The organism is Promicromonospora sp. CA-289599 (assembly GCF_050936155.1).
Lineage (GTDB): Bacteria > Actinomycetota > Actinomycetes > Actinomycetales > Cellulomonadaceae > Promicromonospora.
The window spans coordinates 4,846,834-4,870,644 of sequence record NZ_JBNJNI010000001.1; the positions used below are offsets into that span (position 1 = coordinate 4,846,834).

19 protein-coding genes are annotated in these 23,811 nt (G+C 70.1%); 17 read left to right on the forward strand and 2 right to left on the reverse strand.

The annotated features are described in order from the left end of the window. Window positions 1-6: 6 nt before the first annotated feature. From murG to ACQEVI_RS21645, 17 genes are all read left to right on the forward strand, one after another. Entirely contained in the window at window positions 7-1,170 is a 1,164-nt protein-coding gene (gene murG, locus ACQEVI_RS21565) for an undecaprenyldiphospho-muramoylpentapeptide beta-N-acetylglucosaminyltransferase (RefSeq protein ID WP_432902598.1), read from the forward strand. Next, complete coding sequence (gene murC, locus ACQEVI_RS21570; protein WP_432902601.1) at window positions 1,167-2,678, forward strand: UDP-N-acetylmuramate--L-alanine ligase; 1,512 nt, start codon at window positions 1,167-1,169, stop codon at window positions 2,676-2,678. Before murG ends, murC begins: the two co-directional genes overlap by 4 nt. Then, on the forward strand, window positions 2,678-3,751 hold the full coding sequence (locus ACQEVI_RS21575; protein ID WP_432902604.1) for a cell division protein FtsQ/DivIB: 1,074 nt from the start codon (window positions 2,678-2,680) through the stop codon (window positions 3,749-3,751). The genes murC and ACQEVI_RS21575 overlap by 1 nt, the downstream gene beginning before the upstream one ends. Before the next feature lie 315 nt (window positions 3,752-4,066). Further along, window positions 4,067-5,413: a cell division protein FtsZ gene (gene ftsZ, locus ACQEVI_RS21580; RefSeq protein WP_432902607.1), complete on the forward strand. Its 1,347-nt coding sequence runs from the start codon at window positions 4,067-4,069 to the stop codon at window positions 5,411-5,413. Between the two features lie 37 nt (window positions 5,414-5,450). Further along, window positions 5,451-6,242: a peptidoglycan editing factor PgeF gene (pgeF, locus tag ACQEVI_RS21585; RefSeq protein ID WP_432902609.1), complete on the forward strand. Its 792-nt coding sequence runs from the start codon at window positions 5,451-5,453 to the stop codon at window positions 6,240-6,242. A gap of 267 nt (window positions 6,243-6,509) precedes the next feature. Beyond that, window positions 6,510-6,980, forward strand: coding sequence for a cell division protein SepF (locus ACQEVI_RS21590; protein ID WP_116674622.1), 471 nt, complete (start codon window positions 6,510-6,512; stop codon window positions 6,978-6,980). Window positions 6,981-7,137: 157 nt separating this feature from the next. Further along, window positions 7,138-7,431, forward strand: coding sequence for a YggT family protein (locus tag ACQEVI_RS21595; RefSeq protein ID WP_357501586.1), 294 nt, complete (start codon window positions 7,138-7,140; stop codon window positions 7,429-7,431). 253 nt (window positions 7,432-7,684) lie between these two features. Beyond that, window positions 7,685-8,329, forward strand: a complete 645-nt coding sequence (locus ACQEVI_RS21600; RefSeq protein WP_432902614.1) for a DivIVA domain-containing protein — start codon at window positions 7,685-7,687, stop codon at window positions 8,327-8,329. Window positions 8,330-8,524: 195 nt separating this feature from the next. Continuing rightward, entirely contained in the window at window positions 8,525-8,992 is a 468-nt protein-coding gene (locus tag ACQEVI_RS21605) for a TraR/DksA family transcriptional regulator (protein WP_432902617.1), read from the forward strand. 297 nt (window positions 8,993-9,289) lie between these two features. After that, window positions 9,290-9,808: a hypothetical protein gene (locus tag ACQEVI_RS21610; protein WP_432902620.1), complete on the forward strand. Its 519-nt coding sequence runs from the start codon at window positions 9,290-9,292 to the stop codon at window positions 9,806-9,808. Between the two features lie 261 nt (window positions 9,809-10,069). Continuing rightward, complete coding sequence (locus ACQEVI_RS21615; protein ID WP_432902623.1) at window positions 10,070-10,693, forward strand: signal peptidase II; 624 nt, start codon at window positions 10,070-10,072, stop codon at window positions 10,691-10,693. After that, complete coding sequence (locus ACQEVI_RS21620; protein WP_432902626.1) at window positions 10,693-11,622, forward strand: RluA family pseudouridine synthase; 930 nt, start codon at window positions 10,693-10,695, stop codon at window positions 11,620-11,622. Before ACQEVI_RS21615 ends, ACQEVI_RS21620 begins: the two co-directional genes overlap by 1 nt. Before the next feature lie 61 nt (window positions 11,623-11,683). Then, complete coding sequence (dnaE, locus tag ACQEVI_RS21625) at window positions 11,684-15,235, forward strand: DNA polymerase III subunit alpha (RefSeq protein ID WP_432902629.1); 3,552 nt, start codon at window positions 11,684-11,686, stop codon at window positions 15,233-15,235. Further along, on the forward strand, window positions 15,232-15,756 hold the full coding sequence (locus ACQEVI_RS21630) for an NUDIX hydrolase (protein ID WP_432902631.1): 525 nt from the start codon (window positions 15,232-15,234) through the stop codon (window positions 15,754-15,756). Before dnaE ends, ACQEVI_RS21630 begins: the two co-directional genes overlap by 4 nt. An 89-nt stretch (window positions 15,757-15,845) precedes the next feature. Beyond that, a complete protein-coding gene (locus ACQEVI_RS21635; RefSeq protein WP_432902634.1) occupies window positions 15,846-16,754 on the forward strand; it encodes a hypothetical protein in 909 nt (302 codons plus the stop codon). Then, window positions 16,751-17,923: a sensor histidine kinase gene (locus tag ACQEVI_RS21640; protein WP_432902637.1), complete on the forward strand. Its 1,173-nt coding sequence runs from the start codon at window positions 16,751-16,753 to the stop codon at window positions 17,921-17,923. The genes ACQEVI_RS21635 and ACQEVI_RS21640 overlap by 4 nt, the downstream gene beginning before the upstream one ends. Continuing rightward, window positions 17,920-18,576: a response regulator gene (locus ACQEVI_RS21645; protein WP_432902640.1), complete on the forward strand. Its 657-nt coding sequence runs from the start codon at window positions 17,920-17,922 to the stop codon at window positions 18,574-18,576. The genes ACQEVI_RS21640 and ACQEVI_RS21645 overlap by 4 nt, the downstream gene beginning before the upstream one ends. 19 nt (window positions 18,577-18,595) lie before the next feature. Here the strand turns inward: ACQEVI_RS21645 and ACQEVI_RS21650 are convergent, their stop codons facing one another. Next, entirely contained in the window at window positions 18,596-19,249 is a 654-nt protein-coding gene (locus ACQEVI_RS21650; protein WP_432902642.1) for a hypothetical protein, read from the reverse strand. A gap of 101 nt (window positions 19,250-19,350) precedes the next feature. Next, complete coding sequence (locus ACQEVI_RS21655) at window positions 19,351-23,754, reverse strand: S8 family serine peptidase (RefSeq protein WP_432902645.1); 4,404 nt, start codon at window positions 23,752-23,754, stop codon at window positions 19,351-19,353. Window positions 23,755-23,811: the final 57 nt, after the last annotated feature.

Genomic DNA, 23,811 nt, shown 5'->3' on the forward strand with positions numbered 1-23,811 from the left:
AAGGTGATGATGAGCTCAGCAGTTGTGTCGGTGGTGCTCGCCGGTGGCGGTAGCGCAGGACACGTGAACCCCCTGCTCGCGGTGGCCGACGAGGTTCGGCGCAGGGAGCCCGGCGCGCGCGTGCTCGCGCTCGGCACCACCACCGGTCTGGAGGCCGAGCTCGTGCCGGCCCGTGGCTACGAGCTGCGGCCCATCCCGCGCGTGCCGCTGCCGCGGCGCCCCAGCCCGGACCTGCTGCGGCTGCCGGGCAGGCTCGCCGCCGCGGTGAAGTCGGCGGAGGACGCGATCGACGAGATCGACGCGCAGGCGGTCATCGGGTTCGGCGGGTACGTGGCCACGCCGGCGTACCTCGCGGCCCGGCGCAAGGACATACCGATAGTGATCCACGAGCAGAACATGCGCCCCGGCCTGGCCAACCGCCTGGGCGCCCGGTGGGCGTCCCGGGTCGGGCTCACCTTCGCCGGCACACCGCTGCGCGGCGGCGTCCTCACGGGACTGCCGCTGCGCCAGGCGATCGCGGCGCTCGTGCAGGAGCGCGAGGCCGACGCCGCGGGCGTCCGGCTCCGTGCCGCCGCCGAGCTGGGCCTCGACCCGGCGCTGCCGACCCTCGTCGTCACCGGCGGTTCCCTCGGTGCGGTGAACCTGAACCGCGCGGTGTCCGGCGTCGCCGCCCAGGTCCTCGCCACGGGCGCGCAGGTGCTGCACCTGACCGGCAAGGGCAGGAGCCCCGAGGTGCTCGAGACGCTGGCGGCGGTCCCCGACCTCGACCGCCGGCGCTACCAGGTCCGCGAGTACCTGGAGCAGATGGAGCTCGCCTACGCGGTGGCGGACCTGGTGGTCTGCCGCTCCGGTGCGGGTTCGGTGGGCGAGCAGGCCGCGCTCGGCATCCCCGCGGTCTACGTGCCGCTGCCCATCGGCAACGGCGAGCAGCGGCTGAACGCCGCGCCGCTCGTGGAGACCGGCGGCGGCCTGCTGGTGGACGACGCGGACCTGACACCCGAGTGGGTGTCCAGAGAAGTTCTCCCGCTGCTCGCGGACCGCGAGCGGCTCGGTGTCATGGCGAAGGCCGCTCGGTCGGCCGGCACCACCGACGGCGCCGCACGTGTCGTCGATCTCGTCGAGCAAGCCGTACGGTCAGCAGGTACCGACACCACGGAGGTCAGGTCATGAGCACCACGGTCACGGATCAGATGACGGATCAGGTCGCGAGGCTCGGACGCGTCCACATGATCGGCATAGGCGGGGCAGGCATGTCCGTGGTGGCGCGCCTGCTCGCCGGGCGCGGAGTGCCCGTGCAGGGCTCGGACGCCGCCGACTCGGAGACGCTGGAGGCCCTGCGTGCCGAGGGCGTCAAGGTGTGGGTGGGCCATGATCCGGCGCACCTCACGGGCGTGGACACCGTGGTGATCTCGAGCGCCGTGCACGAGGAGAACCCGGAGCTGGCCGCTGCGCGCGCCCGCCGCCTGAACGTGCTGCACCGCTCGCAGGCGCTGGCCGCGCTGATGGAGGGGCGGCGCGGCGTCGCCGTCGCCGGCGCGCACGGCAAGACGACGACGTCGGCGATGATCGCGACGATCCTGCGCGAGTCCGGTCTCGACCCGTCGTACGCGATCGGCAGCACCGTCCGCACCGCCAACGGCTCGACGCCGGGCGGCCACCTCGGTACGTCGGACGTGCTCGTGGCCGAGGCCGACGAGTCGGACGGCTCGTTCCTGAACTACACGCCGACCATCGCGGTGGTGACCAACGTCGAGGCGGACCACCTGGACCACTACGGCACCCCCGAGGCGTTCAGCGGTGCGTTCATCCGGTTCGCGCGCCGTCTGGTCTCCGACGGCTGGCTCATCGCGTGCGCCGACGACGAGGGCTCGCTCTCGGTGGGCGCCACCATCTGCGCGACCGGTGGCCACGTCATCACCTACGGCACCAGCGACACGGCGCGCGTGCGGGTCACGGACATCTCGACGACGCCGGAGGGCACCACCGCGGTCCTGCGCGGCGACATCCTGGGCACCAACGAGCAGGTGGCCGACGGCGCGGGCGTGTCCGGCAACGTGCCCGGCATCCTGATGCGGCTCTCGGTCCCGGGCAAGCACAACGTGCTCAACGCGACCGCCGCCGTGATCGCCGCGGTGAAGCTGGGCGTGGAGCCCGCGCGGGCGGTCGCGGGCGTCGAGGCGTTCGTCGGCACGGGCCGGCGCTTCGAGGAGAAGGGCACCGCCGACGGCGTCCGCGTCATCGACGACTACGCCCACCACCCCACGGAGATCCGGGCCATCCTGACGGCCGCGCGCGAGATCGCCGACGGAGGCCGCGTGCTGGTCCTGTTCCAGCCGCACCTCTACTCGCGCACCAAGTTCTTCGCCGACAAGTTCGCGCTGGAGCTGTCCGCGGCCGACGAGGTGGTGGTCACGGACATCTACGGCGCGCGCGAGGAGCCCGACCCGTCGATCACCGCGAACACCATCGTCGACCTGATGGCCGACCACGGTGCCGTCTACGCGGTGCCGGACCGGCTGGACGCCGCGCACGCGATCGCCGACCTCGCCCGGCCGGGCGACGTGGTGCTCACCGTGGGCGCGGGCGACGTGACGCAGCTCGGGCCCGCCGTCCTGGCGCGGCTGAACGGCCGCGTGGCGTCGGGTTCGGCCAGCCCCGCAGGGCTGGGCGAGGACTGATGCGACCGCCCGCGCGTCCTCGCGCCGCGGGCACGGCACGGCCGCGCCCCGCAGGTGAGGGTCCGGCACAGCAGGAGTACGACGGCCAGGAGGCCACGGGTCCGACCGCCCGTGGCGTCCGGGGTCCGGGTCGGGCTCAGGGTCCGGCGCAGGAGTCCGCTCAGCGGCCTGCTGCGCCGGCCGGTCCCGGCCGCCGGCAGGACGACGCGAAGGCACAAGCCCAGCGGCGCCCGGTCGAACAGCCGGCACCGCGGGCGTCGGCGCCGGAGATGCTCCCGGCGAGCCGACCGGGCACGGCTCGCGCGACGTCGTCGGGCATCCGCGACGACGTGGTCTCGGACCAGCTGGCCGACCGGCTCGCCGAACGCACGGCGATGGCCCGCTACCGCATGTGGCGGCGGATCGGCTGGACCGCGCTGGCACTGGCGGTCACCGCCGGCCTGGTGTGGGTGACGTTCTTCTCCCCGCTGCTCGCGCTCGACCCGGAGCAGGTCCAGGTGTCCGGGCAGGGCACGACCGTCGACGTCGAGCAGGTGCGCGAGGCGGTGACCGACGAGGCCGGCGTACCGCTGCCGCGCATCGACACGGTGGGTCTGCGTGAGGAGATCCTCGCGATGAACGCCGTCAAGAACGTGGCGATCACACGCGCGTGGCCGGACGGTGTGACGGTGCGTCTCACGTCCCGCGAGCCGGTGGCCGCCGTCCCGCAGTCGGGCGACGTGTACGCGCTGATGGACGCGGAGGGCGTGCGGGTCGGCACGGTGGAGGACGTCCCCGACCACCTGCCGTCGATAGTGGTCTCGCTCACCGACGACGAGGCCGGGCGGCGGGCCATGAACGCGGCGCTCGAGGTGCTGGGCGCCCTGCCGCGGAAGCTCGCGGGCAGCATCCAGACGGTCAGCGCGGCGACACAGGACGACGTGCGGACCACGCTCTCGGACGGACGCGTGATCCGCTGGGGGAGCGGGGCGCAGGTCGAGCTCAAGATCAAGGTGGCGCAGACCCTGCTGCGCGCCGAGCCGTCGGCCAGGACCATCGACGTCTCGTCGCCCGCGCTGCCGGTCACGCGCTGACCGGCACCTGCCGGTTTCACCCCCGGTGGGGCGAATGACGCCGAGGTCGGCCTTGTGACGTCGCAGGTCAGGCGCGGAACACCGCAGAACGGGCTTCTGACGTCGCAGGTCAGGATGGTCGGGCCCCAAAATGACATCCGTGTGATTTCTCGCGTGCATCGGTGCGCGACACGCGCAACGATGTCTTCGACACACCTCGACGACGCACCTACCGTCGAACTCAGCAGCAACCTGACATAACTCTAACCCTCTACCTCAACCTGAGGGTTCTGGGATGAGAGTCGGGACTCGGGACCCGATCGAAAGGCAGACGACGTGGCAACTCCGCAGAACTACCTGGCAGTGATCAAGGTGGTCGGTATCGGCGGCGGTGGTGTGAACGCCGTCAACCGCATGATCGAGGTCGGCCTCAAGGGCGTCGAGTTCATCGCGATCAACACGGACGCACAAGCACTCCTGATGTCGGACGCCGACGTCAAGCTCGACGTCGGACGGGAGCTCACGCGCGGCCTCGGCGCCGGCGCGGACCCCGAGGTCGGCAAGAAGGCGGCGGAGGACCACGCGGAGGAGATCGAGGACGTCCTGCGCGGCGCCGACATGGTCTTCGTGACGGCGGGCGAGGGCGGCGGCACCGGCACGGGCGGCGCGCCCGTCGTCGCACGCATCGCGCGCTCGCTCGGCGCACTGACGGTAGGGGTCGTCACCCGGCCGTTCACGTTCGAGGGCCGGCGCCGTGCGGTGCAGGCCGACAGCGGCATCGAGAACCTCCGCGACGAGGTCGACACGCTCATCGTCATCCCGAACGACCGGCTCCTGTCGATGTCGGACCGGAACGTATCGGCCATCGCCGCGTTCCACTCGGCCGACCAGGTGCTGCACTCCGGTGTGCAGGGCATCACCGACCTCATCACGACGCCCGGCCTGATCAACCTCGACTTCGCGGACGTGAAGTCGGTGATGCAGGGTGCGGGCTCCGCGCTCATGGGCATCGGCTCGGCACGTGGCGAGGACCGTGCGGTCCAGGCCGCGGAGCTGGCGATCTCGTCGCCGCTGCTCGAGGCCTCGATCGACGGTGCCCACGGTGTGCTGCTGTCGATCCAGGGTGGCAGCGACCTCGGTCTCTTCGAGGTGCACGAGGCCGCGCGCCTGGTGCAGGAGGCCGCGCACCCCGAGGCGAACATCATCTTCGGTACGGTCATCGACGACGCCCTGGGCGACGAGGTGCGGGTCACCGTCATCGCGGCCGGCTTCGACGGCGGTCTGCCCAAGGAGCGCAAGGACAACCGTGCGCTCGGCCAGGTGGCCGGTGCGGTCTCGAGCCCCGCGGCGACGCGGAGCCCGGCGACCGCCCCGGTACCGCTGCCCGACGTGTCCGACGCGGCGCGCCGCGCACCGGAGCACCACCACGGCAACGGCATGCCGCCGTCGGTCCCGCCGGCGCACCAGCCCTCGCCGGTGTCCACGCTGCCCCGCATCATCGACGACGAGGGTTCGGACGACGTGCCGCGCACGCTCGACGAGCCCGCCGTCGTGGTGCACGGCTCGTTCAACCGGCAGGAGGTCTCGCGCGAGCAGGGCGAGCGCGTCGAGGTGCCGCCGCTGTACGACGAGAACCCGCGTCGTGCCTCGGAAGACCTGGATGTCCCCGACTTCCTGAAGTGATCCGGACCGAAGCCGTCCGCCGGGTACTCTCGCACCCGTGAGCGACAGCCGGACACCTTCAGGCGTGCACCCCGTCGACCTTGGCGACGGGGTGCACGCCTTTTTCACCACCGGGGCGGGCGGCGTCTCGCCGGCCCCCTGGAGCACGTCGGACGGCGGCGGCCTGAACCTGGGCCTCAACGTGTCCGACGACGCGGCCCGGGTGACGGTCAACCGTTCCCTGGTCGCCGAGCGGCTCGGCGCGCCGGTGGCCTTCGCGACCCAGGTGCACGGCGACGAGGTGCTGGAGCTCGGCGCGGCCGAGCGTGCCGCGTGGGCCGCCGTCCGTCCGCCGGCGTCGGCGGGGGAGGGCGACGCGCTGGTCACCGCGGAACGCGGGCTGGGCCTCGGCGTCCTGGTCGCCGACTGCGTACCGGTGCTGCTCGCCGATCCGGAGGCGCGGGTGGTGGGGGTGGCGCACGCGGGACGCAAGGGTGTGCTCGCCGGTGTGGTGCACAGGGCGCTGGACGCGCTGGTCGCACGCGGTGCGGATCCCGCGCGCGTGCGCGCCGTCGTCGGGCCCGCGGTGTGTGGGCGGTGCTACGAGGTGCCCGCCGCCATGCGTGACGAGGTGGCCGGCGTGGTACCCGAGGCCTACGCGACGACGAGGGACGGCACACCCGGGCTTGACCTGCCGTCCGGGGTGCTGGCGCAGCTGGCCGCGCGCGGTGTCGAGGCGAGTCGGGTGGAACGTTGCACGCTGGAGGACCCGGACCTGTTCTCCCACCGCCGGGCCAGCGGGGCCGGTACCACAACGGGCAGACAAGCCGGGATCATCGCGCTCATTTGACGCCAGCGCCCGGATCGTCCTTCCGCGACACGCCGACGGCAACGCTCTGACCTGCAAAATCACACGGATGTCGTTTTTAGCGAGCATTCGCTGAACAACTTTGGCAAAGTTGTTCGTGGCACGGCGTGTCGCACTTCCGGGTCGGATTGCGCCGGGCTACTTTTGTCAAGGCGACCTCGACCAGGGGTCAAGGTCGGACCTGCTGTACGGGCCCGCTGGACACCGAGACAGAAGGACGCACAGCAGGCGACGAACGGAGAATGAGCGATGGCCGGAGCGCTTCGCAAGACCATGCTGTATCTGGGCCTCGCCGACGATCAGGGCGAGCAGGAGTACCTCGACGACTACGACGAGGGCCTGGAGGAAAACGTGGAGGACCACCGGCACGCGCAGGTCACACCGCTGCACCGCGATGGTGTGCCGCGTGAGGCCCTGTCCTCCTCGGACCTACGCCGGATCACGACCGTGCACCCCCGGTCGTACAACGACGCACGGAACATCGGCGAGGCCTTCCGCGCCGGTACCCCCGTCATCATGAATCTCTCCGACATGGACGACGCCGACGCCAAGCGCCTGGTCGACTTCTCCGCCGGCCTGATCTTCGGTCTGCACGGCTCGATCGAACGGGTGACCAACAAGGTCTTCCTGCTCTCGCCCGAGCACGTGGAGATCGCAGCCGAGGAGCAGGCTCCGCCCGAGAAGTCGAACGGGCGCGGCGGCTTCTACAACCAGAGCTGAGTCCGACAGGGCTAGAAGATCCAGCCGGACGATCCAGCTGGCCGATGTATGAGGGGCGGTCGCCACGGCGGCCGCCCCTCACATGTCCCTCGACGGCCCGAGGTATTGGGCGTTGCTCTCATGTGCTTCCCAGTTCAGACAGGTTAGGTTGTGCCTTGTGACTGTGATCTGGCAATTCATCGGCTTCGTTCTGTGGCTGTTCCTCCTGTTCCTCATCGGACGGCTGGTCTTCGACTGGGTGCAGTTCTTTGCCCGGGACTGGCGACCGCGTGGCGTGCTGCTCGTGATCGCGGAAGCGATCTACACGGTCACCGACCCCCCGCTGAGGTTCCTCCGCCGCCTGATCCCGCCGCTGCGGCTGGGTCAGGTCCAGCTGGACCTCGCCTTCATCGTCCTGTTCTTCGGCGTCTCGCTGCTTCAGGGCCTGGTCGGGTTCCTCGCGAGTGCGTGAAGGTGTCGAATCTGTGCCGGTTCGTGGCGAGCTCGATTTGGCCTGTTGTGCCGAGGTCCCGGAAACATTGACCAGAGCATGGATATGGCCTGGGGTGACACGGCACACTCTGTGAGGAAATCGTGCCCGGCGGTACTCCCGGTGTCCCACGCCCAACTCGTCCGCTACCGTGGGCTTCGGCGGAGGGCGCGCGGCTGGGCAGCTCCGACGTCCGAGATCCGCGTTCCTACGTTCTAACTTTCGAGGTGACACGATGGCACTGCTTACTGCAGAGGACATCCTCAACAAGAAGTTCTCCGCGACGAAGTTCCGCGAGGGCTACGACGTCGAGGAGGTCGACGACTTCCTCGACGAGGTCGTGCGGACCCTGACCAACGTCCAGGAAGAGAACGAGGGCCTCCGGCAGAAGGTCGCCGCCGCGGAGCGACGTATCGCCGAGCTCTCGCGCAACGAGGCCGCCGGTTCCCCCCGTGCGCAGGCCGCGCCGGTCGCGGCTCCGGTCATGCCGACGGGTCCCGCTGGTGGACCCAAGGGCAACGGCCCGGAGCCGGAGTCTGCGACCGGGATGCTCCAGCTGGCCCAGAAGCTGCACGACGACTACGTGCGCTCAGGCCAGGAAGAGGGCGACCGGCTCATCACCGAGGCGAAGACCGAAGGTGCGCGTATCGTGCGCGACGCCGAGGAGACCTCGCACCGCACGCTGTCCCAGCTCGAGCAGGAGCGTTCGCTGCTGGAGCGCAAGATCGACGAGCTGCGCCTCTTCGAGCGCGACTACCGCACCCGGCTGAAGAGCTTCCTGCAGAACCTGCTCGGCGATCTCGACGCACGTGGCTCGGCCCTGCCGCCGCGCAACAACCAGCAGTCCGGCCGTCCGGCAGAGATGGCGCAGGGCATCTGACAGCACCGTCTGTCGGGAAGTATCTGTCAAGCACGACGGCCGGGCGTCCCCACCTCACGCCCGGCCGCCGCGCGCGACACGCCAGACGCACTCATGATTGGGGCACGCCACATCGGCGTGCCCCGTTGTGCGTGCGGCCGCTTGTGCTTACGCTTCGTTGACTTGACCACCGGGGGCGACCGTGAAGGGGAACCCATGACCAAGATCTCGACCGCGACGCGAGCCGCGATCAAGCAAGAGTTCCCGAACCTTACGCGCGACGTGAAGAAGTTCCCCGTCCGTGACGGCGAAGAACCTTGGACCCCGCGTGAGGCAGAGGAACTGGCTGCGCTCCTGCTCGACGACAAGGAGCGGCTGGAGCGAGAGCTGCTCGTCGCCGACAAGGAGCTCTCCGAGCTGTTGCGCAGCTCGGGCGACGGCGCGGGTGATGACCCGGCCGACTACGGTTCCAGCGCGCTCGAACGCGAACAGGAGCTCACGCTCGTCAACAACATGCGAGACCTGCTGGACCAGACGAACCACGCGCTGGACCGCATCCGCAAGGGCACGTACGCCACCTGCGAGCTCACCAACCTGCCGATCGGCAAGGCGCGGCTCCAGGCGTTCCCCAGGGCCACGTTGTCGGTCGAGGCGAAGGCACGCGAAGAGCGCCGCGGGGCCTGACCGACGGGGCAGCGAAGCCCTGCGGTCGGCCGCCTCGAATATCCGATATCAAGGTTGTGATGTCTGGGTTACGGGTATTCCTGGCGGAATGCCACGGGGTTCGGTCCGGGAATGTCTTGTTTTATTCCTTGTGTGCCGCGTCACGTTCGAATTGACAGGGTGAATTACTCATCGGATGCTCGTCGAGATGAATCACACGTGTGTGGTTCATCGCTTATTCGTCTGAGCTATTTCGAGGGGGAAAACACAATGATCCGAGGATTCCGTGCAACCTGCCGTGCAGGGGCAGCCGTTGTCATGTCGGCCGGTCTGGTCGTCGCCGCTGCCACGGGTGCGAGCGCAATGGTCATGGGTGACACGCCCGAGCTGATCAGCGCACCCGCCGGCAGTGCAACGGACGCGGCCTCCGCGGCTGAGCTGCTCGGCACCACGGACCCGCTGGGCGTCGTGACCGCTGACGGTACGTTCGACCAGCTCGAGGGCTACGGCACGACCGAGCTGCCCGCCGGCGTCGACGGCGCGATGGTTCCCGAGGAGGTCGCCACCGCGGGTGACGTCGTCTCCTACGAGGAGAGCAACGGCAGCTTCAACGCCCTGAACAACGTGTGTGTCGCTCCCTGGTACTGGGAGGGTCCGGGCAACGTGGGCAGCACCGCCAACGTGACCGAGTACATGGCCTGCAACGGCCACTACGAGCTGGGCGGCGACGGTTCCGTCAACATCGCGAACAACGTGTGTGTCGCTCCGTGGCACTGGGACGGCCCGCTGAACCTGTTCAACACGGGTAACTTCACGAAGTACGCGGCCTGCAACTGACGCTCGCATCAATTGACTGCCGTCGTGCGGTGACACGACAGTAGTGCTGCACCAGGCGAGGCCCTTTCCCAAGTTTCCGGGAAAGGGCCTCGCTGCTTTCCGGCCGGCGCCGCCTTTTCAGGCCGTCTTTTGACGCTTTTTGATCAGGAGTCAATTGTTGTCCGCCGAGGAGCTGCCGGTGGCGCAGGAACATGATGCCCGTCGTCCGGCCTCCGAGCGGGCGGGCGCGGGTACCGTCCGAGGCATGGGAGAATTTGCCTGATGTCTACTCCCGCTGAACCTTCCGCCGTGGCCGGCGGCGAGACGGATCCCGCAGCAGCCACGCCCCCGTCGTCCGGCAGCCGTGTGCTCGTGCTCTGGACCGGTGTCCTCGCGGCCTTCGTCCTGGTCGTCGACCAGCTCACCAAGTGGTGGGCCGAGTCCGCGCTGGACGTGAACGCGCCGACCATCCCGATAGTGGGTGACCTGCTCGGCATCCGGCTGATCTACAACCCCGGCGCCGCGCTGTCGATCGCCTCGGGCTATACCTGGATCCTGACCATCGTCGTGACGGTGGTCGTGGTCTTCATCGTCCGGGCGATCGGCCGGCTCGGCTCGCGCGGCTGGGCGGTGGCGCTCGGCCTGCTGCTCGGCGGCGCCGTCGGCAACCTGGTGGACCGGCTCGTGCGCGAGCCCGGGTTCGCGCGCGGCCACGTGGTGGACTTCATCGACTACGCGGGCTTCTTCGTCGGCAACGTCGCCGACATCGCCGTCGTCTCCGCGGCCGTGCTGATCGCATGGATGTCGCTGCGGGGCATCGGCCTGGACGGCAAGCGGCACACGGGCGACGCGCAGCCTGCCGAGCAGGCCGCGGACCGGCCGGACGACCAGAGCGATCCTGCCTGATGGCGCTGCGTACGCTGCCCGTGCCCGACGGGCTGGCAGGCGACCGCGTGGACGCCGCCCTGGCGCGCATGCTCGGCTTCTCCCGCACCCGGGCGGCGGAGCTCGCCGAGGCGGGCGCTGTGCGTCTCGACGGGCGCCAGGTGCGCAAGTCGGACCGGGTGGTACCCGGCGGCTGGCTCGAGGTCGACATGCCGGAGGAGCGTCCGGCCGTCGAGGTGGTCGCGGAGCCCGTGCCCGGCATGGGCATCGTGTACGACGACGACGACCTGGTGGTGATCGACAAGCCGGTCGGTGTGGCTGCGCACCCCTCGCCGGGCTGGACCGGGCCCACCGTGGTGGGGGCGCTCGTCGCGGCGGGCTACCGCGTCTCCACGTCGGGTGCCGCGGAACGGCAGGGCATCGTGCACCGGCTCGACGTCGGCACGTCGGGCCTCATGGTCGTCGCCAAGTCCGAGCTCGCGTACACAGGCCTCAAGCGCGCCTTCAAGGAGCGCACCGTCGACAAGATCTACCACGCGCTCGCCCAGGGCCACCCGGACCCGACGTCGGGCACCGTGGACGCGCCGATCGGCCGACACCCGAGCTCGGACTGGAAGTTCGCGGTGACCGCGGACGGCAAGCCGTCGGTGACGCACTACGAGACGCTTGAGATGCTGTCGTCGGCCTCGCTGCTGGAGGTGCACCTGGAGACCGGGCGCACCCACCAGATCCGTGTGCACCTCGCCGCGCTGCGCCACCCGCTCGTCGGCGACCTGACCTACGGCGCGGACCCCGTCCTGGCCGCCAGGGTGGGGCTGAAGCGGCAGTGGCTGCACGCGCACCGGCTGGGTTTCGAGCACCCGACGACGGGTCGCCGGGTCGAGGTGGAGTCGCAGTACCCGGCCGACCTGGAGGCCGCGCTCGAGGTCGTGCGGGGCGCGTACACGTGATGTGAGGTTCCGCTCGGCGTTGCAGGGCGAGAGTGTCGGTGGCTCGATTTAGACTCGCCGCATGCCCACCGCCACCGCTTCGAAGAGCGACGACTTCGTCCACCTCCACGTGCACACCGAGTTCTCGATGCTGGACGGCGCGGCGCGGATCGGCGACCTCATGGAGGAGGTCGTCCGGCAGGGGCAGCACGCCATCGCGACGACCGACCACGGGTACCTCTTCGGCGCGCACGAGTTCTGGGCCCAGGCGCAGAAGGCCGGCGTGAAGCCGATCATCGGCGTCGAGGCGTACGTCACGCCGGGGACCAGCAGGTTCGACCAGAAGCGCGTGCGCTACGGCGAGGCGGGCCAGGAGTCCGACGACGTGTCGGCGCGCGGTGCGTACACGCACATGACGCTGCTGAGCAAGAACAACACCGGCATGCACAACCTGTTCCGGGCGTCTTCCCTGGCTTCCCTCGAGGGCCAGATGGGCAAGTGGCCCCGCATGGACCGGGACCTGCTGGAGAAGTACTCCGACGGCCTCATCGCGACCACGGGCTGCCCGTCGGGCGAGGTACAGACCCGGCTGCGGCTGGGCCAGTGGGACGAGGCGGTCCGCCAGGCCGGCGAGCTGCAGGAGATCTTCGGCAAGGAGAACTACTACGTCGAGCTGATGGACCACGGGCTCGACATCGAGACCCGGGTGACCAAGCAGCTCCTCGAGCTCGCCAAGACCATCGGCGCGAAGCTGGTGGCCACCAACGACCTGCACTACGTGCGCGAGGAGGACTCCACCAGCCAGGAGGCCCTCCTGGCGATCAACTCCGGGTCCACCCTGGACGACCCGAACCGCTTCAAGTTCGACGGCTCTGGCTACTACGTGAAGTCGGCCGCCGAGATGCGCAAGGTCTTCAAGGAGCTCCCCGAGGCGTGCGACAACACGCTGCTCATCGCCGAGCAGTGCGAGGTCTCGTTCAACACCTCGGCCAACTACATGCCGCGGTTCCCCGTCCCCGAGGGCGAGGACGAGATCTCGTGGTTCATCAAGGAGGTCGAGGCCGGCCTGCTGCGGCGGTACCCGAACGGCTACTCGGACGCGGTGCGCAAGCAGGCCGACTACGAGGTCGAGGTCATCATCCAGATGGGCTTCCCGGGGTACTTCCTCGTGGTCGCCGACTTCATCAACTGGTCCAAGGCGCAGGGTATCCGCGTGGGACCGGGCCGTGGCTCCGCCGCCGGGTCGATGGTGTCGTACCTGATGGGTATCACCGAGCTGGACCCGCTGGAGCACGGCCTGATCTTCGAGCGGTTCCTCAACCCGGAGCGCGTCTCCATGCCCGACGTCGACGTCGACTTCGACGAGCGCCGGCGCGGTGAGGCCATCAAGTACGTCACCGAGAAGTACGGCGACGACCGCGTCGCGATGATCGTCACCTACGGCACCATCAAGGCCAAGCAGGCCCTCAAGGACTCCGCCCGGCTGCTCGGCATGCCGTACGCCATGGGGGAGAAGCTCACCAAGGCGATGCCGCCCGCCGTCATGGGCAAGGACATCTCCCTGGGTGGCATCTTCGACCCGAAGGACAAGCGGTACTCGGAGGCGGCCGAGTTCCGCCAGGTGCACGAGGCCGACCCGGAGGCGCAGCGCGTCGTCGAGCTCGCACGCGGTATCGAGGGCCTGAAGCGGCAGTGGGGCGTGCACGCCGCCGGCGTCATCATGTCGAGCGACCCGCTGATCGACATCATCCCGATCATGAAGCGCCCGCAGGACGGCGCGATCATCACCCAGTTCGACTACCCGACGTCCGAGGGCCTCGGCCTGATCAAGATGGACTTCCTGGGCCTGCGCAACCTCACGATCCTCGACGACGCGCTCGAGAACATCGTGATGAACGGCAAGGACCCGGTCGACATCGAGAACGTCGCGCTCGACGACAAGGCCACCTACGAGCTGCTCGCGAGCGGCAACACGCTCGGCGTGTTCCAGCTCGACGGCGGGGCGATGCGGTCCCTGCTGCGGCAGATGCGCCCCGACAACTTCGAGGACGTCTCCGCCGTCATCGCCCTGTACCGGCCCGGGCCGATGGGCATGAACTCGCACATCAACTACGCGCTGCGCAAGAACAAGCAGCAGCAGATCGAGGCGATCCACCCAGAGGTCGTCGAGCCGTTCGCCGAGATCCTCGACGAGACCTACGGCCTGATCGTCTACCAGGAGCAGGTCCAGCGCGCCGCCCAGATCATGGCTGGCTACTCGCTCGGACAGGCCGACCTGCTGCGCCGCGCGATGGGCAAGAAGAAGCCCGAGGTGCTGGCCAAGGAGTACGTCAACTTCGAGAAGGGCGCCAAGGAGAAGGGGTACAGCCCCGCCGCCATCAAGGCCGTCTGGGACACGCTCGTCCCGTTCGCCGGCTACGCCTTCAACAAGGCGCACTCCGCCGGCTACGGCCTCGTCGCATACTGGACCGCCTACCTCAAGGCGAACTACCCCGCCGAGTACATGGCCGGCCTGCTGCAGTCGGTGGGTGACAACAAGGACAAGATGGCGCTCTACCTCAACGAGTGCCGTCGTATGGGCATCACGGTGCTCCCGCCGGACGTCAACGACTCCTCCGCCAAGTTCACGGCCGTCAAGGGCGACATCCGCTTCGGGCTCACCGGCGTGCGGAACGTGGGCCGCAACGTCGTGGACGCGATCGTGGAGGCGCGCGAGGAGAAGGGCACGTTCACGTCGTTCCAGGACTTCCTCGACAAGGTCCCGGCGCCCGTCTGCAACAAGCGCACCATCGAGTCCCTCATCAAGGCCGGTGCGTTCGACTCGCTCGGCCACACCCGGCGCTCGCTGCTCGTGGTCCACGAGCAGGCCGTCGACTCCGTGATCGGCGTGAAGCGCAAGGAGGCAGAGGGCCAGTTCGACCTGTTCGCGGACTTCGGTGGCTCGTCCGACGACGAGGCGGGCATGGGCTTCTCCGTCGAGGTGCCGGACCTGCCCGACTGGGAGAAGAAGCAGAAGCTGCAGTTCGAGCGCGAGATGCTCGGCCTCTACGTGAGCGACCACCCGCTGTCCGGGCTGGAGCACGTGCTGCAGCGCGCCGCCGACACCTCGATCGCGTCCCTGATCGCCGACGAGGGCCGCCCGGACAACTCGCAGGTGACCGTGGCCGGCCTGCTCACCTCGGTGCAGCGCAAGATGAGCAAGAACGGCAACCCGTGGGCGGCCGTGACGGTCGAGGACCTGGAGGGCGCCGTCGAGGTCATGTTCTTCGGCGAGACCTACCTGGCGTACTCGACGATGCTCGTCGAGGACCAGGTGGTGGTGCTGCGGGGCAGGGTGCGCCGTCGCGACGAGACCCTGTCGCTGCAGGCCATGGAGGTGGCCATGCCCGACATCACGGTGGGCTCCGACTCGCCGCTGGCTGTGACGGTGCCGCACACCCGCGCGATCGAGGCCACGATGGTGCGGCTGCGCGAGGTGCTCGCCACCCACCCGGGGTCGGCGGAGGTGCACGTCGTCGTGGCCGAGCCGGGCAAGAAGACGCTGGTGCGGGCGTCCGACAGCCTGCGCGTGGAGAAGTCGCCCGCCCTCTTCGGTGACCTGAAGGCGCTGCTCGGCCAGGGCTGCCTGTCGTGACCGAGGCACCCGGCGTAGCGCCGGTCGAGAGCGACCGCTACGACGAGCGGGACCACGAGCGGTTCACGCTCGTCCCCGCCGCGTACCTCTTCCTCCGCCGTGAGGGGCAGGTCCTGCTGCAGCTGCGGCAGGGCACCGGCTACCGCGACGGGTTCTGGGCGTGCGCGGCAGCGGGTCACGTCGAGGAGGGCGAGTCGGTGATCGACGCCGCCGTGCGCGAGGCGGCAGAGGAGCTCGGTGTGGTCGTGGCCCCCGAGGATGTCCGGCCGCTGACCGTCCTGCACCGCGGCGAGCCGGGCGGGCCCGCGATCGAACAGCGGGTCGACTTCATGTTCGAGGTCACCCGTTGGACCGGGACGCCGTCGATCCAGGAGGCGGACAAGGCCGCCGACCTGGCATGGTTCCCGTTCGTCGCGCTCCCGGAACCGCTCGTCCCGCACGAGGCAGCGGTGCTGCGCGCCGTGCACGACGCGGGCCGGCACGGCACCGAGATGCCGCGTCTCATGACCTTTGGCTTCTGATCCGCTGTCCACGCGGAGCGTCCGAGGTCGCGTGCTCGCGCGACCTGTGGTGGATGTGGGCGGTGGCGGCGCCGCGTGAGGCTGTAGCCATGACTTCGACACCGACCGTCTCGACATCTCAGACACCGCCCCGGCCCCGCACGAGCGTTGCGTCGGCCGGTATCGCGACCCTCGCCCTCATAGCGTCCACGACCGCGCTGCTCCTCGGGCCGACCGAGAAGTACGCGCTGATCTTCCCTCCGCCCTGGGTCACGTTGGTCGCCGTCGGGCTCCTGGCCTGTTCATACCTGGCCGCCCGGACCTCGCCCGCCGGTCTTCCCGCGACGGTACTCGGATGGGCGGCTGCCGTCTTCTTCCTCGGCGGGTCGGGTGGCGTCGTCCTTGACGCGTTCCGTGCGTTCTTCCTCGTCACCGGCATACCCGCAGGGGACTTCGACCGCGTCGACTGGCCAGGAGCCGTCGCCCGGACCGTGAGCCTGCTCGCCGCGCTCGTCGCCGTCCATCACACGTGGCGCATGCGCGCCGCCACGCTGCGGGCAGCCGACGTGGAGACGAGCGCGGGGACACGTCGAGTGCTGGCCTGGGCGGCTGTCGTCCTGGTGATCCCGTATCCGTTGCTGAAGCTCGTGTGGTGGGCGCAGGCACTCGCGAACCCGGCCCTGGCCGAGCAGAACATGTTCCCCGGGATGGAGCTGCTTGCCTTCGGGGCGGCGCTCGTCCTGGTGCTCCTGATGCTTTCGTCGCGCACACCGCCCCTGCTCGGAAGCGTGCTGCTGACCGGTGGCTGGGTCGCCTCGATGGCCCTGCTCAGCATGGGCTTTCTCATGGTGTTCGGGATGCTCGCGCAGCTGTCCGGCCTCGCATCGGGTGCCGTGCCCTTCTCGTCCGACGGAGCGGCAATGATGGTGTTGTGCGTCTACGGCACCTGGCTCATGCTCGGGGTGGTCGTGCTGGCCGCGACGCTCCAGCTCATGGACCGGCGCAGGAGGACCGCGTGAGCACGAGACCAGGGAGAGCGGACGTCCTGGTCGCGGGCATCACCGCCACCACGCTGTTCCCGCTCACCGTGCTGGTGGCGGCCACCTCGCTCCCTGGACCGAAGGCGTGGATCGTGTCCGGGCTCGCGCTCGCCGCGCACGGCGCGTTCGCCTGGCGGCGCTCCCGGCCGCTGACCTCGATGCTGATCGTCGGCGCTGCTGTCGGTGGGGAGATCGTGGTGACCGGCCTGTTCTACCTGCTGCCCTCCACGCTGGTGCTTCCGATGAGCCTCTACGCCGCAGCTGCCTATTCCGCGCGGTGGCTGCCCCTCGCGCTGGGCCTGGTCGGTTCGGTGGTCGCGGCCGGACGGCACGCGGTCGACCCGAGCGTCGTCGGTTCTGGTTTCGGGCCTGCGTCGTGGCTGCTCTCCCTCCTGTTCGCGGCTGTCGTGAGCTGCTCGTGGGCGATGGGCCGTCTGCGCCGTGCCCAGCTCGTGGCGACCCAGCTCGCCGAGGAGCGTGCGGAAGCCGAGCGTCGCGACCGCGTGCGGGGCGTAGAGCTTGCCACCGCCCAGGAGCGCGGCCGGATCTCGCGCGAGATGCACGACATCCTTGCCCACTCCCTGTCGGCCATCGTCGGGCAGGCCAGGGTCGCGCGGTTCGACGAATCCCGGACCGCACCGGCACTCGCGACGATCGAGGAGACCGCGCGCGAGTCCCTCCACGAGATCCGAGGCATCCTGCGGTTGCTCCGAGAAGGCGATCCGGAGCCCCGGCCACAGCCCGGTCTGGCCGACATCTCAGACCTTGTCGACCGGGCACGAACACTGGGCTGCGCTGTCACGCAGACGTCGGACGGTACGCCGCTGTCCGTCAGCGATGCCGGGCAGCTCGCCGTCTACCGATTCGTCCAGGAGGCGATCACCAACGTGACCAAGCATGCACATCCCGGAGCGACCGTGGACCTGTCTCTGCGATGGGGCGGTGACCACCTCGCGGTGACCGTCGCGAACGATCGGGTCCGGATCGGGCGCCCCGCCGAGGTCGCGAGCGGAATGGGCATGATCGGTATGCGTGAACGGCTGCTCGCGGTCGGCGGGAGCCTGGCGACAGGCGACACGGAGAGCACGGGGCTCGAACGGTTCACCGTGACGGCGATCGTGCCCGCGCGAGCGGAGGCCGGACGATGATCCGTGTGCTCGTGGTCGACGATCAGGACCTCGTGCGGGCCGGCGCTGTCGCGAGCGTCGGCGCGCAGCCAGACATGGAGGTCGTCGGCGAGGCCGCTACCGGCGTCGATGCCGTGCGTGAGGCGATGCTACGGGTACCCGACGTCGTGCTCATGGACATCCGGATGCCGCAGCTCGACGGGATCGACGCCACCCGCCAGATCCTCGACCGCCACCCGGACGCCCGGGTCCTGGTGCTGACGACGTTCGACGCCGACGAGTACGTCTTCGCCGCGCTGCGAGCAGGGGCGTCCGGGTTTCTGCTCAAGGACGCCTCGGTCGAAGAGCTCGCCACGGCGATCCGCGTGGTGCACCGGGGCGACTCGGTCCTGTCACCGTCGACCACTGGTCGTCTCGTCGAGCTCATGCTGCCGGTGGTGCCCGATCCGGGGAGACGAGCCACCGCGGAAGCTGTCCTCACGGACCGTGAGCTCGAGATCGTGCAGCTCGTCGCGCAGGGCCTGAGCAACGCCGAGATCGGCGGCAAGGTCTTTCTGGCGGAGGCGACCGTGAAGACACATGTAGGCCGCGTCCTCGCCAAGCTCGGCCTGCGTGATCGGGTCCAGGTGGTGATCTGGGCCTACCAGAACGGGCTCGTGAGCCCGGCGGGCTGACCTTCGGTGCCCGGTCCGGTCAAGTATCGCTCTCCTGGTCCCGTGCCAGTCGGAAGGTGATCGCGAGCGCCGCCAGAGGCAACCCTCCGAAGAGCAGCACCGAGGCTCCGACGAGTGGGCGGGGGGCCAGGTCGAAGAGTGCCGGCCCCCAGGCGAGCGCGCTCACGGCGGCAACCCACGAGGCAACCATGTAGCGGTTCTTCCGGACGAGCAGGAGTGTCACGCCGCGCCCGGCCGGCGCAGCATCTGCATGTTCAGCGCTGGGACTGTCCTCGCCTGCGGTCGGCTCTTGAGGTCGAGAGTATCGCTGGGCGGTCACCCCGCCGAACAGCAACGACGCACCAACCGACAAGAGGACTTCTGGAACGCGTCCGACGGCGTCCGGGCTGACGAACAGCAGGGCGCCTCCGACCACGGTCGAGGCCGCGCCGGTGGCAGCGATCCTGAACCCCTGCCGCAGTCCCGTGGCGCGCTTCTCGGCGCTGCTGCGTGGAGGTGTCCGACGCTGTATACCCCAGACGAGGGCTGCGGCCGGAAGGCCGCCGAGGAAGCACACGGCTGACGCGATCAGGAGGCGGTCGACGGCGGCGAGCGCCAGCGCGGCAGCGATCGTCCCCACCGTGATGACCCATAGGGCCACCGTGAGCTCACGCGCGATGATTCGGTTGTCCATAGGCCCTTCTGGAGATTCCGGCCGCTGCCGGTCGAGCTCGTCGAGACCCGGAGGTTTTGACGAGCTCGACCGGCAGTGGTCGGTCAGCCGGCACGCTCAGGTCAGCAGGCGCCCCGGTTCTTCCACGGGCCCCACGGCGTGGCGCCCGGCTCCTGGTTGCGGGTCCACCACTTGGCCTCCCACAGGCTGCCGTCGTGCGCGACCACCTCGCCGCCGGTGTAGATCCACGAGTCGGTCCAGGCCTGGTACGTCTCGTCGCCGCAGACGACGTCGACCCCGACCTCGGCCCACGGGCCGTAGGCCGACCTGCCCGGCTTGTCGCCGCGGGTCCACCACAGGGCCATGTACACGGCGCCGTCGTGCGACACCTCGTCACCGGCCCGGTAGATGGTCTTGCGGTCCCAGGCGGGCGCTGCGATCCCGGTCACCTCGACGTCGGTCGACGCCGCGGCGGGCTCGTCGAACGGGTCCGACGTGACGTGCTCGGCCGAGTTGGTGTACGTGCCGCTGAGCGCGTCGGCGTCCACCGTGGTCTCGTACGACAGCGTGATCGGGTCGACGTCCGGCGCCACGTAGTCGAAGCAGACGCTGCTGCCGTCGGCGATCGCGGCGGACGGGTCGCCCGCGTTCACGACGGCGGTGCCGAGCGTGCCCGCGAGGTTCTCGATGCCGATGGTTGCCGTGGCCGGCAGCGCTCCGACGTCGCCGTACTCGAAGGTGATCTCGGGACGGTCGTCCGCGACCGAGTTGTAGATCCAGGCCTGGAACGTGCCCACGGAGTTGGACAGGTCGGTCGGGTCGCTGTCGTAGGGGAAGGGATCATCCCACTGGACGACGGCGACCTGGCCGCCGGACGTCGCCAGCCGCACGCCGCGGTCGTTCGCGAGCGAGAGCTGCAGGTCGGACCAGAGCGGTGCGATCACTCCGTTGGGAGCTGCCGAGCTGGGCACCTCCTGCGGTACCCACGGCTCGCCGGCGTAGCCGCCGGCGATCGTGATCAGACCGTCGTCGGACACGGTGAGGTTCGGCGACTGGTCGGCGTAGTGCGGGAACGGGCCGATGTTCGCGAAGGCGTTGACGGCGGCGCTGTCGCCGTCGAGCGTGCTGAACCCGACTCCCGCCGTCTCCAGGTCGAGGAACCCTGCCCACGCCGCGCACTGTGGGTCGTCAGCCGGAGTCGACGCCTCGTAGGTGCCGGCGGCACCCACCTGCGTGGGCATCTCGACCTCCCACGTGACGGTCTGCCCGTCGACGACGCCGTCGCCGGTCACCGACGCCGGGTCGACGGTCAGCCCGTCGGGCACGGTGTCCGTGACGGTGTACGTCAGGTCCTCCGGTGTCACGTTGGGCTGGACAGTGACGTCGTAGCCGATCGTGTCGCCGATCCCCGCCTCGGTCACCGACGCCGTCTTGGTCACGTCGTCAGCCACCCGGCTGAGCCGGACCGGGATCTCACCGATGTCGCCGGCGTTGTCCGGCGAGGTGCCGAGCACCGCGGTGCCGAAGTACAGGTCGCCCTCGGCGGCGTCGGGCAGGTTCCAGTGCACGCGCACGTCGTACGGCTCGCCCACGGGCACCTCGCCCTCGGGCCCTGCCACGCCTGCGTTCCCCAGGTCCTCGGACGGGACGACGGCGGTCGCGAGCGTGTGCGCGTCCGGCTGGCTGGTGCTGCCGCCCCAGTTCTGGACGACCACCCACCACGTACCTGCCTCCGGGTCGGGGACGTCGCACGCCTCGGCGGAGGACGACGTGGTGGAGGCGCACACCTGGGTCGCCGCGCTCGGCGTGTCGCCGGTGCCGACGAACAGGTCGAGGTCGGGCGCCTCGGCCGCGGTGATCTCCGCGACGAGCCGCGCCGCGCCGTCGGGCACCTCCAGCGTGGTGACGTGGACCTGGCTCAGGTCGTCGAACGCGTCACCGTTGCTGGGGTCCTGGCTGAGGGAACCCTCGTGGAGGTCGGCCTCGACCAGCCCCTTGACCGAACCGGTGAAGTCGCTGACCGTCGTGGACCGCAGGTCGGTCACGGCCTGCGAGCCGGTGTTCCGGCGCGTGGTGATGTCGATCTCGTCGGGCAGGATCGCCGCGGACGGGACGACGGCGACCGGGAGGGTCACTGCCGGGACGTCCGGGTTGCTCGGGGTGAGCGTGATGCGTCCGAACAGCGTCTCGCCGTCGGGGGCGCCGTCGACGTCCGCGGTGACCGAGATGCCGAGCGAGTCGCCGGGGGACACGGTGTCCGCCGACAGGTCCACCGAGAGCGACAGGCCGTCGTCGGACACCATGGACGGCGTCCACGTGACGTCAGCCGGGGCGGACGGCGGCGGGACCGCCGTGCGCTCCCACGAGCAGGTGGCCAGGCACTGGGTGTCGGCGAAGGACGGCAGGTTGAGGTCCTTGGGGTCGCCGCCCGCCTCCGGGTCGGCGGCCAGGTAGTTCGCCGGCGTCTCGTCGAACAGCAGGCCCGCCTGTGCGGCGGCCCCGATGTCCATGTGGCCGCTGCCCTGCTCGTACGGCGTCGCGGGGGACCCGTCGAAGTCCTGCACGCCGGTGCGGGCAGTGGTCATGAGCGCGGACTGCTGCTGTGCGGGGGTCCAGTCCGGGCGGGCCTGCGTGAGCAGGGCTCCGGCGCCGGCCACGTGCGGGCTCGACATCGACGTGCCCGAGATGATGCCGTACTGGACGTGGTCGTACGCGCCGTCGGCCACGCCGTTCGCGGCGAGGATGTCGACGCCGGGCGCGGTGATGGACGGGACGATCGTGTCGACGGCGCGGTTGGGCCCGCGCGAGGAGAAGCTGGCCATGGTGTCGCCCAGCGCGTCGTCGATGGTGAAGTTGGTGCCCGAGATCGCGCCGGTGTGCCCGGAGCCCTCGGCCAGCCAGGCCCGCAGCGTCTCGCCGTCGGCGTAGCTGATGGCGACGCCGGGGACGGTGAACGCGTCACCGAGCAGGGAGCCGGCGTTGGCCTCGTCGTTCGTCAGCACGAAGCCGGTGGCGCCCTGCGCCGCGACGTTGGACGACTTCTCCACGCGGCCGTTGACGCCACGGGCACAGACCACGATCTTGTCGGCGTAGTCCGCCTCGTGGCCGGTGGTCGTGGTGCACTGCGGGTCGCCCACGGAGCTCGCGTCGATGATCGCCGTGGCGGGCAGGGGCCCGGTCAGCGACTTGCCCGTCAGGTCGGGCAGGTCGGTCGTGCTGCTCGTCAGGTTCGTCAGGGCGTTCAGCGCGTGCCGGTTGTGGGTCGAGGCGCCCACCGACGTGATCCACGGGGCGTCGGCGGGGGAGCCGGTGGTGGCGAACCCGGGGCCGTCGTTGCCGTTCGAGGTCGCCACGAAGATGCCCGCGGCGCGTGCGTTGAGGAACCCGATCGCGTCGAAGTCGTTCCACAGGTCGGACGGCGAGGAGGAGCCGATCGAGTAGTTGATGACGTCGACGCCGTCCGCGATGGCCTGGTCGATAGAGGCCACCAGGCCCGCTGAGGTGCAGCAGCCGCGGTAGCTGATCACGTTGGCGTGCGGTGCGACGCCGGAGATGTCGAACGGCGGCGGGTTCGTGCCCTCGGGGGCGGTCGGCTCTACGTCGTCGACCACGTTGCCGCCCGACGTCGAGGCGGTGTGCGAGCCGTGCCCGTCCTCGTCCAGGGCGCTCCGGTCGGCGTCGGTGAGGAACCCGTATGCCCCGATGAGCTTGCCGTTGCACGGGAACTCGGGGTCGTACTGGTCGGTGTTCGCCGGGTCGCACGCGCCGAGGTAGTTGCCGGCGCCGAGCGGGTTGGTGTGCGTGTAGCCGTCGTCGCCGGTCTCGGCGAAGGAGGGGCTGCTCGGGTGGATACCGGTGTCGATGGTGCCGATGACGACACCCTCACCCTGGTAGTCCTCCGGCAGGCCCAGCTCCTCGACGGCGTTCCACAGCGCGTCCGCGTTGCTCCAGACGGGGCCCGCGTCCGTGTGCAGCTCGTGCTCCTTGTCGAGCGCGATGTGCGCGACGGCGGGGTCCTTGGCCACCTTCGCGGCCTCGGTCGGCGTCAGCACGGCGGTCAGGCCGTTGACGGCGAACTGGTAGGTGAACGGCACCTCGACGTCGTGCCCCACCGTGCGTTCCATGCGGGTGACGAAGTCGTCCTGCTCCGCCTCGAGGAACTCGGTGTACTCCCGCACGCGGGAGGTGGACGGGTCGAGCGTGCGGCCGGCCCGGGGCGCGGTGGCGTCCAGCCCGGCGACGTCGCCGGAGTAGGTGGGCACCGCGGCGTCGGCGAGCCGGATCAGGTAGGTGCGCTCCGCCTTGCCACGGCCGAGCGACAGCTTCTGCAGGGTGGCCGTGCGCTCGACGCCGGGCTGTGGCGTGGTCTCGGCCGGTACCAGGTTCTCGGCGAGCAGGTCGCGCGGGTCGATCTTGTCCGCGGCTGGTGGTGCCTGCGGTAGCGCGACGGCTGCCGGCGCGACCACGGCCGCTAAGGCCGTGACTGCCGCTATGACGAGCATGGGCGTTCTGGACCGGTGTGACATCTACGGCTCCCTCGGTACTGCGGCGATGGAACGAGCACATAACGAGCACATGCGGGT